The 8608-nt window shown below is 33.1% G+C and carries 10 protein-coding genes and 2 pseudogenes; 1 reads left to right on the top strand and 11 read right to left on the bottom strand.

The window, feature by feature from the left end; genetic code table 11:
• The 11 genes and pseudogenes from MK119_RS12165 to MK119_RS12115 all read right to left on the bottom strand — a co-directional run.
• Positions 1–723: pseudogene (locus tag MK119_RS12165) on the bottom strand (hypothetical protein); the annotation flags it as partial.
• Positions 724–817: 94 nt separating this feature from the next.
• Positions 818–1036: a hypothetical protein gene (locus MK119_RS12160; protein WP_290679026.1), complete on the bottom strand. Its 219-nt coding sequence runs from the start codon at positions 1034–1036 to the stop codon at positions 818–820.
• A 630-nt stretch (positions 1037–1666) separates the two neighbouring features.
• Positions 1667–2224, bottom strand: a complete 558-nt coding sequence (locus tag MK119_RS12155) for an aldehyde dehydrogenase family protein (RefSeq protein ID WP_290679023.1) — start codon at positions 2222–2224, stop codon at positions 1667–1669.
• Positions 2225–2286: 62 nt separating this feature from the next.
• Positions 2287–2988, bottom strand: a pseudogene (locus MK119_RS12150) (aldehyde dehydrogenase); the annotation flags it as partial.
• Position 2989: 1 nt separating this feature from the next.
• Entirely contained in the window at positions 2990–3748 is a 759-nt protein-coding gene (locus MK119_RS12145; protein WP_290679020.1) for a hypothetical protein, read from the bottom strand.
• Between the two features lie 208 nt (positions 3749–3956).
• Complete coding sequence (locus MK119_RS12140) at positions 3957–4712, bottom strand: peroxiredoxin-like family protein (protein ID WP_290679017.1); 756 nt, start codon at positions 4710–4712, stop codon at positions 3957–3959.
• Between the two features lie 4 nt (positions 4713–4716).
• Positions 4717–5247 carry a peroxiredoxin-like family protein gene (locus MK119_RS12135; RefSeq protein WP_290679015.1) on the bottom strand — a complete coding sequence of 177 codons (531 nt, stop codon included), beginning with the start codon at positions 5245–5247 and terminating at the stop codon, positions 4717–4719.
• A 17-nt stretch (positions 5248–5264) separates the two neighbouring features.
• Entirely contained in the window at positions 5265–5687 is a 423-nt protein-coding gene (locus tag MK119_RS12130; RefSeq protein ID WP_290679012.1) for a hotdog fold thioesterase, read from the bottom strand.
• Positions 5688–5727: 40 nt separating this feature from the next.
• Positions 5728–6777 (bottom strand): bestrophin family ion channel, encoded by a 1050-nt coding sequence (locus tag MK119_RS12125; RefSeq protein ID WP_290679009.1) that lies wholly within the window; start codon positions 6775–6777, stop codon positions 5728–5730.
• Positions 6778–6810: 33 nt separating this feature from the next.
• Positions 6811–7458, bottom strand: coding sequence for a peroxiredoxin-like family protein (locus MK119_RS12120; protein ID WP_290679007.1), 648 nt, complete (start codon positions 7456–7458; stop codon positions 6811–6813).
• A gap of 4 nt (positions 7459–7462) precedes the next feature.
• Positions 7463–8056: an NAD(P)H-dependent oxidoreductase gene (locus MK119_RS12115; protein ID WP_290679004.1), complete on the bottom strand. Its 594-nt coding sequence runs from the start codon at positions 8054–8056 to the stop codon at positions 7463–7465.
• 109 nt (positions 8057–8165) lie between these two features.
• Here MK119_RS12115 and MK119_RS12110 point away from each other — a divergent pair, with 109 nt between their 5' ends.
• Positions 8166–8531, top strand: coding sequence for a helix-turn-helix domain-containing protein (locus tag MK119_RS12110; protein WP_290679001.1), 366 nt, complete (start codon positions 8166–8168; stop codon positions 8529–8531).
• Positions 8532–8608: the final 77 nt, after the last annotated feature.

Genomic DNA, 8608 nt, shown 5'->3' with positions numbered 1-8608 from the left:
CAATTCTGTTGAAATATCTCTAAGATATTGTTTTGTCTGTTGGTTGGTAGTATGATTTGTAAACTGCCTAACAAAATCTATTGCTTTCTCTATGTAGTTGGACTGATTTTCTTTTTTAAGCTCCTCAACTTTATTTTCAAAGATTTTGCCAATAGCAGTATGACGAAATGAATACCAAGTGTAATGAGTACTTAGGCTGAATTTATTTTTGTATGGCTTGAATTTCTTTGTGTAGAAATTTACTTTGCCTTTTTCGTTGGAATTCCAATCGCCAACTAGTGTAAGCTGGTTGAAAATATAATCTTCGGGGTTTGCTGTATCAAAATCAATTTTGGAATATACTTCGTCATAAAGTTTCTGATTAATGAACTTTATAAAGTTTCCAGTTTTAGTATCAGTATTGAACTTTCTTCGCTCTAAATCAATATCCTTTACCTTAAGTCTAATGATCGTTTTTGGACGCATGAGTCCATAATAAATATGAAGATAATAGTAGTATAGCATAGGTTTCGTTTTTAGTTCTGCAACAATCTTACCTCGCAACTCATCACTAAAAGCCGTATTCTTTTTGGGTTTGGTTTTGAGCTTCTTGATATTCTCAGCATAATTGACTGGAATATACTCCCATCGTTTAAGCTCGGTTAAAATTGTAGATAGATTCGCTTTTGCATTATTATAGGTTGTATTTGATTTACCTATTGAACCTAAATAGTCGGTAATCATTTTTGTATTGAGAGCAGATATGTCGTTTTCTTTTCGGGTGCCAATGTATTTAAGAAACCTATTTTTAGCTGATCTAAGGTCTTTGTAAAATTCCTCACCTACTTTTCCCTTTCTTTTCTTCTAAACCTTCATTAAGAGCCTCCTCGATACTTTTTGTTTGCTGTTGATCTTCCTCTTCAACAATTCCAAATATAGAAGGGTACAATTCTTTTGCTTTGTCATTACCGTAAATAAGAGATGTAATGAATCGAGGGTCACGCTTCAAATCTTCCTTAACAGTATCAAGAAGAGCTTCAATGAGATCAACTTTCAATTCGTGATCTTTGATTCTGTTTATTTGGATTCTTTGACCATTAAAAAGTATTTCCGATGCTGTGAATTGTCCTGGAGTTTTTTCCCTTCTTGGTTATATCTAAAGTGTACTTTCCACCTTTTTTCAACTGTCTTTTTATTGGTGTAGTTCTCAGGTGTGATTTTTACTTTTTGAATGAAAAATCTAATGTTCTCGGAATACTTCTTAAGGATATAATCTTGCATATTCTGTTGTCATTACTGTTGTCACTTTCAAATACACAAAATAAAAAATGCGATTCAAAATTACTCTGAATCGCACTATTACTGCGGTTTCGCTATGGGTGAAAGACCGGGTTCGAACCGGCGACCTCTGGAACCACAACATAAAACGCTCGCCTACACCTATACTGACTATCAATTATTTACAAAACAAGGAGTATTGAAAAACTATCAATTTCTATCAAAATCCATACTCTTAAACAATACTCCATAGTTTAATTTTAAACGATGAAACACAAATCTTATTCAGCTTTTTCTAAAACGTCTTCTGTTTCTGCTTCTATAAATTCTAATTGATTATCTAATTGAAGTAATAATTTTTTGTGATGCATGTATTGTTCTTTTACCCTTAACTGTTATAAGCTAAAATTTAATTTATTACTTTAACTTGGGTAAACTGTCGATGTCCATCTACAGATCCATGAAAACCAAACCCACTTTGTTTTGCACCAACCCAAGGGCTCGCACCTGCAGGTTTATTAACGCCTACCATACCAGCTTCTAATTGTTGTGCAATTTCATTTACATTGGCATTACCATACACAGAAGCTCCTAAACCATATCTACTATTATTAGCTCTTTCTACTACTTCTTCAACTGAGTTAAAACTAGAAATACTGATAACAGGGCCAAATGTTTCTTCAGATTCCATTATTGCTGATTCAGGTACATTTGTTAGTACCGTTGGTTTTACAAAATGCTCTGGATGTTCTGTACCACCTAATAGTACTTTTGCACCTTTATCTATAGCATCTTGAATGTGCGAAATGATATTAGTACGTTGTTTGTCATTTATTATAGGAAATACATTAGTGTTTGGATCATCCCAGGTACCAATTTGGTATTGAGAAGCAATATTTGTAACTTGATTTTCAAATTCTTCTTTAATACTCTCGTGTACATATATACGTTCTGCAGCTGTACACATTTGCCCTGAGTTTTCCAAACTTGCACCAACTGCATACTGTGCTGCGTGACTTCATTAGCGTCTGGAAGTACTATCATTGGGTCATTACCACCTAATTCCATTACTAAGCGTTTTACTCCTGATGCAGCACGCTTCATAATATCTTTACCTGCTGCTTGTGAGCCTGTAAAGGCAATCATTTGTACGTCTGATTCAACCAAAGCTTGACCAACCTCTTTTCGTCCGTGGATGATTTGTAAAACGTTTTCTGGTAATACTTCATTTAATAATTCTATATAACGCTGCGCCACTAAAGGTGTTTCTTCAGATGGTTTTAGCAAAACAGTGTTACCAGCAATTAATGCAGGAATCATTAAGTTGTTGAACATCGCTAATGGATAGTTCCAAGGTGAGATGACGCCTACTACGCCTAATGGCATATAATGCAAGGTACTACTACCAGTTTTTTGTGGTTGAATGGCTTGTTTCACCTCTGATGCTATATAAGATGTACAATTGATAACACCATTAACTTCACCTGAAGAACGACGGTAATCTTTACCCATTTCTCTACTCAATAATTCTGCTAATTCTTGAGCGTGTGGTGAAGCTTTACGTGTTGCTTTTTCAAGATAATCTATACGTTTGTCTACAGATAATTTTTTCCATTGTTTTTGAGCATTATGTGCATTGTTTACAATCTCTTCAATTTGATTTATTGGTGTTATTGTTACTTCTCCTTCTAATGCACCATTGGCTGGATTGAATGATTTTATAGTTTCCATATTATCCAAATAATATATCTGTTCTTATTATATATTTTGTACCTCTTGTGATTTCTTCACTAGAGTGTAAGCAATGTAATGGATGTGCCCCATGTGGAAAGCATAATACCGCACCTCTTGGTGTTCTTACATTCACCACATTGATATCATCTTCTGTTCTAGCTGGTTTACTAGGGTCTGCTTTACTTACCATAAATTGTGTTGCTCCACCATCGAAATCATCACTTAATAAAATTAGAAATGTGTATTGACTGTAAAGACCAGGATAGGCATTTGTGATTAATTTTTCATCAATAACTCTACTCCCAGGCCATGCACCATCTGTATGAGGTTTGAAAAAGTCTCCTTTTTTGTATTTATAAAAACGAAAACGTGCATTAATACCTTTGGCAGTCTGTCCTTGCCATTCTTCGGTAACTAAATGTTGAGAACGTTCCCAGATGGTTTTATCAACAGCTTCACTAACTACCCAATTGAAGTTTTCGTTATGACGTACTTCGTGAGGTAATGATACAGGTGAATCTTCATCATAACCTAAATTCTCAGAAATGTCAATTAGTTTTTGAGTTTCTTCCTCTGTTAATACGTTAAGTAATTGAAACGCACCAGGAACTTCAGGTACTTCTACACGTTCTACTTTAGAGTAGTCAAAATCTGTATCGAATACATCTTCTGTTTCTATATTATCTGTCCATGTTGGTAGTGTTGGTGCATGAAACCCAGGTTCATAAGCTACTACACTGAATATATCTTTTCCCATAATATTTTATGTTTTAATTTGTTTGTACTTGATTACTATGCAAAGTTATGACTTGAAAACAAATCTTTTAAACAGATTTATTAGATTTAATAAATCGATAAAAACGATTTAAAAGTTGGATTGAAGAAAATATTATTTATAAGTAAAACAAAGCAGCGCAAAATTGATTTACACTGCTTTTCCATTTTAATCAAACTAAGTCTAAAACTCAGAGTTTTTTTAGTTCATTAACGATATCACTTGGCTCAGCTCTATTACGGTAATCTGCATCTAAAAATGCCCATTTTATAATACCATTAGTACCAATTATATATGTGGATGCCATAGGTAACTCATCACTATCATCACCATTATATGCGTGTAAATTAAATCCATTTTGATAGGCTTGAGCTACATTTTCTTCTAGTTTAAACACAACACCATATGATTTACCAACTTTATTGTGTACATCACTTAGCACCTCGAACTCTAATTCATTCTTTTCGGCAGTAGAAAGAGATTCGTCTGGTACTTCAGGTGTTAAGGTTAATAATGTTGCTCCTTGAGCTTTAATTTCTGGTAATGCTTGTTGTAAAGCACGTAGTGTTAAATTACAATAAGGACACCAACCACCTCTATACCAAGTAAGCACTACTGGGCCTTGTTTTAAAACCTCATTTAAGCTTATGGCTTTGCCTAACGCATTATTAAGGGTAAAATCTGCTGCTATTTGACCTACTTGTAAAGCACTAGCTGTAATACCAGTTTTTTCCACTACATCAATCCCATTTTCATGTAGAGCTAAGGTTTCACTCGACCAATTATCTGCATATTGGCGTTTTTTTGCATCTAACTGTACTTTTAAGTTTTCCATTTTGGGTTCTTCTTTTTGTATTGTGTTTTCTTCTTTATTGTCGTCTGTTCTTTTTTCTGATTTGCAAGAAAAGAGTAGAACAAGACAACTAAGTATTAGAATTTGTTTCATTTTATTAAATGCTTGTTACTTCTCCTCTCGCTGGATAATCACTATTTTTTAAGAAATCCATTAATGGTACGAAGCTTTGTAAAAATGGTCTACCCCAAGGATTAGAGCTTACATTTGCATAGTATACTTCGTTATTTGGTTTTACTAAGAATAGTCCAGGTTCACTAAACAAAGGTGTTTCTGATGCTGAAATAGCTTCGCTTAAATACAGTCCCCATTTTGCTGCTGTATCTGCATCCATTTCATAGCCAAGCTTCACTTTATCTATTGCCCAATCCATTTTACTTTTACGTGCTCTTACTTCTGGGTCCATACTAACAGCGATAACGTCTACACCTTTAGTGTTTAAGTCATCAACCAAATTATTTAGTTTTTCTAGATATTTTTTACATAGCGGACAATGCAGACCTCTATAAAAAACAACCATTGTAAAAAAGTTAGGGTCTTGGTCTTTAAGACTCCAATTGTCACCATTTAAAAGTTTGATATTTAACTCTGGTGCTTGAGATTGTGGTATTGCTCTTTGTGTATTCATATTTTAAAACTTATTGTTTATTCTTTTCTAATAAAATTATATACGCCTTTACCTTCTGCAACTATAGTATTTTCTTGTTGTGCTTTCATTTTTGTAACCATTATTCGATTTCCCAAACGCACTAGCTCGCCTTCAAAGATTATATCTTTTCCTTCTGCATAACGTAAATAATCTATTCTTAAGTCAATAGTAGATAGTTTATCTTCCGGTGATTGAAAATTAATAACACCTATTGCTCCACCTAAAGAATCCATAACTGCTGCTATAATACCTCCATGCCATCTATTTCTTCTGATGTCTCCAACAAATTCCTTTCTAAACGGCATTTTAACGCATATCATATTTTTTTCAAGTGATAGCACCTTCAACCCCCAATATTTATGGATAGGTATGTCTTCCTCGGCTAATTTGATTAATCGTTGTTTATCTGAATTATTCATATTATATATTCATTTAATGATTTATTTGTAGTACATGTTTTTACATTTGAATTCCGTTTTGCTCAACAATAGGTTCAGGAATTGTTGTTGGGTCATCGTCTATCATTTGTCTTATGTCAATTTCAATAGCTCTTGACATTGTTGTGATAGGAACATCATTAGCAATACCTTCAAAAGGGTTTTCTGAAACCTCACCAATACGTTCCATAGTATGAAATATCCAAGCGACAATAACACTAAATGGAATAGTAAGCCACACAAATGCATTACCTATAAGTTTTGAAACTTCAGAAGGATTCTCTTTTGAAGTAATAATGTCTTGACCTATTTCATCAAATACATTGATGATACCAAAAGGTACTAGGAAAATAAATATCCATACAAAGAATAAGTTGAGTGTTGCAAACTGTCTTGGATATGGGAAATTCTTTATACGCTCTAATTTACCTTGAAGTGTAAATAGCTCTACAATCATATTTTCCATTTCTAAAAATGAAAACTCCCATACATAACCTTTGTCTTTTAAATCTCTAATGTGCTTTGATTGTAAATTCAAACAAGCTGTTTGTCTATTAGATTTACTTAGGACATATTTCTTTTCTTCAACACTAAGGTATCCTTCTAATTCGTCATTAAGCGTATATTCTCTTTCGTTAATGAATATATCTCTCATATACTCTCTATCTGAAGCATTAACATTTGACATTTCCCAAGGTTTTTGAACTCTTAGTGCATGTCTTAAAGAAGTTAACCAAGCAATATGACGAAGAATAAGCGTTTTTCTAATTTTAAAAAATTCTTGTTCCGATAGTGCTTTTTTAGCATGTTCATTTGTAATATAGTCATTTGCCATTATCGTAAAAGAGCGTGAAGCATTTACAATACCACCCCATACTTTACGAGCTTCCCAAAGACGACCGTAAGAAGCATTATTTTTAAAACTGACTATAAATGCTAAAGCACTACCTACTAAGGCTATTGGTAACCAAGGCAAATGCAAGAATTTCCAATTAAATACTTCGTATAAAATTGTTGGGATTGCTGCAATTATTATGAACTTGTAGATATTTCTACGTGTCCATAATAGCATAATTTTTACTGAATAATTTCGTTTTGCGTACACTTAATTTTTGCTTAAGGAATTAATTAATACATCTGGGTTTGGGCGTTTGGTATAATCAATGGCATACTCTGCATATGAAATGATACCATCTGTACTAATAATAAATCTTGATGTGATAGGTAATGTCCAGGAATCATCACCATTATACTTAGGTAGATTAATTCCCCAATCGTCATTGCATAGACTTTTTAATGGGTCAATTAATGTCCAACGTAAACCAAATTGATGAGCCACATTATTACCAGCATCACTTAACAAATCAAAGTTTAAATTTTGACGTTCTATAATTTGATTATTGAACTCTGGAAGTTGAGGTGATATGCTAATCATGGTAGCATTGAACTCATCAAATTGGTTTTTATACTTTTTGAGATTCGCTAAATCTACATTACAGTAAGGACACCACACACCACGATAGTAAGTAATGATTAAAGGGTCTTTATCTAACAACTCTGTTGAAGATACTAATTCACCATCTTGATTAGGTAAAGAGAACTCAGGTGCTTTATCTCCAACTTTTAGAATTTTTTCACCAATTCCTGATACATTCAAATCTGCTGTGGCTTGATGCATTATTTTTACTACTTCTTTTGGTAATCTGCCTTCTAGTTTTGCTTTGAGTTTTGCTAGACTTTCCTGTAATGACATAGATTTACATCTTCTGAATTAACTCTTCTTTGATATGTTTATTGAAACGAATTAAATCGTTTGGTATATCTGCATTTTTCATTACATCGTATGCGAAAAATGTAGCCAAAGGCTTTAAGCCAAACCATTCCATATTTAAATGCATTGGTAACAATAAATCATCTTCACTAATACCTTTAAAGAATTTCTCATTTGGGTCATTAAATGCTTCTTTTGGTGCATTAGCAGTAAAAGAGAACATATATTTTGCATCTAATAATCCGCCTAAACCATAGTTTTCTTTAGGTGCTTCAGCATTTCTACCATCTCCAGCAGAAAGTTTACCCATCATACCAGCTGTAAGTACTTCATCTAAATATTTTTTGAAACTCCAAGAGATTCCCATCCAGTTTAAAGGTGATTGCACAAACACTACATCTGCCCATAGGAATTTCTCAATTTCTTCATCTACATTATACTCTTTTTCAGTAGCTGTATACTTTACTTCATAACCTTCACTTTTGAAGAGTTCTGTCGCTTTATCAACAAAAGTTTTGTTTAGTTTTCCTTCAGCAAAAGGGTAGTACTGATGACCATTGATAACGAATATTTTTTTCATAATAGTAACTGTTTTTTTTTAATTAGTTTTGCAAATAAACTAATATTAGTTTAGATTTGAAACCTTTATCGCAATCCCAGTAAAAATAGTGGTAACAACAAAGTAACCTATGGCAAGAAGAGTAATAGAAAACCCGAATAAGTGTTCTTTAGTTCACGCAATGAATATCATTGGTGGTAAATGGAAACCTATAATATTATATATCTTATCTAATGGAAGTTTACGCTTTGGTAAACTCCTAATTTTTCTGCCAATGATATCTAAAAAGGTATTGACAGACCAACTGAAAGAACTTGCTGAGGATGGTCTTATTATTAGAGAACGTTTTGCTGAGGCACCACCAAGAGTAGAATATTCTTTATCACCAAAAGGCGAAGCTCTATTACCAGTACTTAAATCTTTAAGTGATTGGACGTTTCATACTTTTGATGAGGTTGAATTTGAACCCTGTAGAATTGATATTGCTTTGGGTTAATTTGAATAAAAAAGAAAAACTATGAACCCAATGATTATTGAAAGTTCATAGTTGTTTCTAATTTATCAAGGGTGAAA

The sequence above is a fragment of the Kordia sp. genome (assembly GCF_022447245.1).
Taxonomy (GTDB): Bacteria; Bacteroidota; Bacteroidia; order Flavobacteriales; family Flavobacteriaceae; genus Kordia.
This window is presented reverse-complemented; position numbering and strand designations above follow the sequence as displayed.

Coding starts and splice junctions, on each gene's coding strand:
- MK119_RS12145 (WP_290679020.1), bottom strand. CDS start 3,748: ATGGGAAAAGATATATTCAGTGTAGTAGCTTATGAACCTGGGTTTCAT.
- MK119_RS12110 (WP_290679001.1), top strand. CDS start 8,166: ATGGCAAGAAGAGTAATAGAAAACCCGAATAAGTGTTCTTTAGTTCAC.
- MK119_RS12120 (WP_290679007.1), bottom strand. CDS start 7,458: ATGTCATTACAGGAAAGTCTAGCAAAACTCAAAGCAAAACTAGAAGGC.
- MK119_RS12125 (WP_290679009.1), bottom strand. CDS start 6,777: ATGCTATTATGGACACGTAGAAATATCTACAAGTTCATAATAATTGCA.
- MK119_RS12140 (WP_290679017.1), bottom strand. CDS start 4,712: ATGAAACAAATTCTAATACTTAGTTGTCTTGTTCTACTCTTTTCTTGC.
- MK119_RS12135 (WP_290679015.1), bottom strand. CDS start 5,247: ATGAATACACAAAGAGCAATACCACAATCTCAAGCACCAGAGTTAAAT.
- MK119_RS12155 (WP_290679023.1), bottom strand. CDS start 2,224: ATGTGTACAGCTGCAGAACGTATATATGTACACGAGAGTATTAAAGAA.
- MK119_RS12115 (WP_290679004.1), bottom strand. CDS start 8,056: ATGAAAAAAATATTCGTTATCAATGGTCATCAGTACTACCCTTTTGCT.
- MK119_RS12130 (WP_290679012.1), bottom strand. CDS start 5,687: ATGAATAATTCAGATAAACAACGATTAATCAAATTAGCCGAGGAAGAC.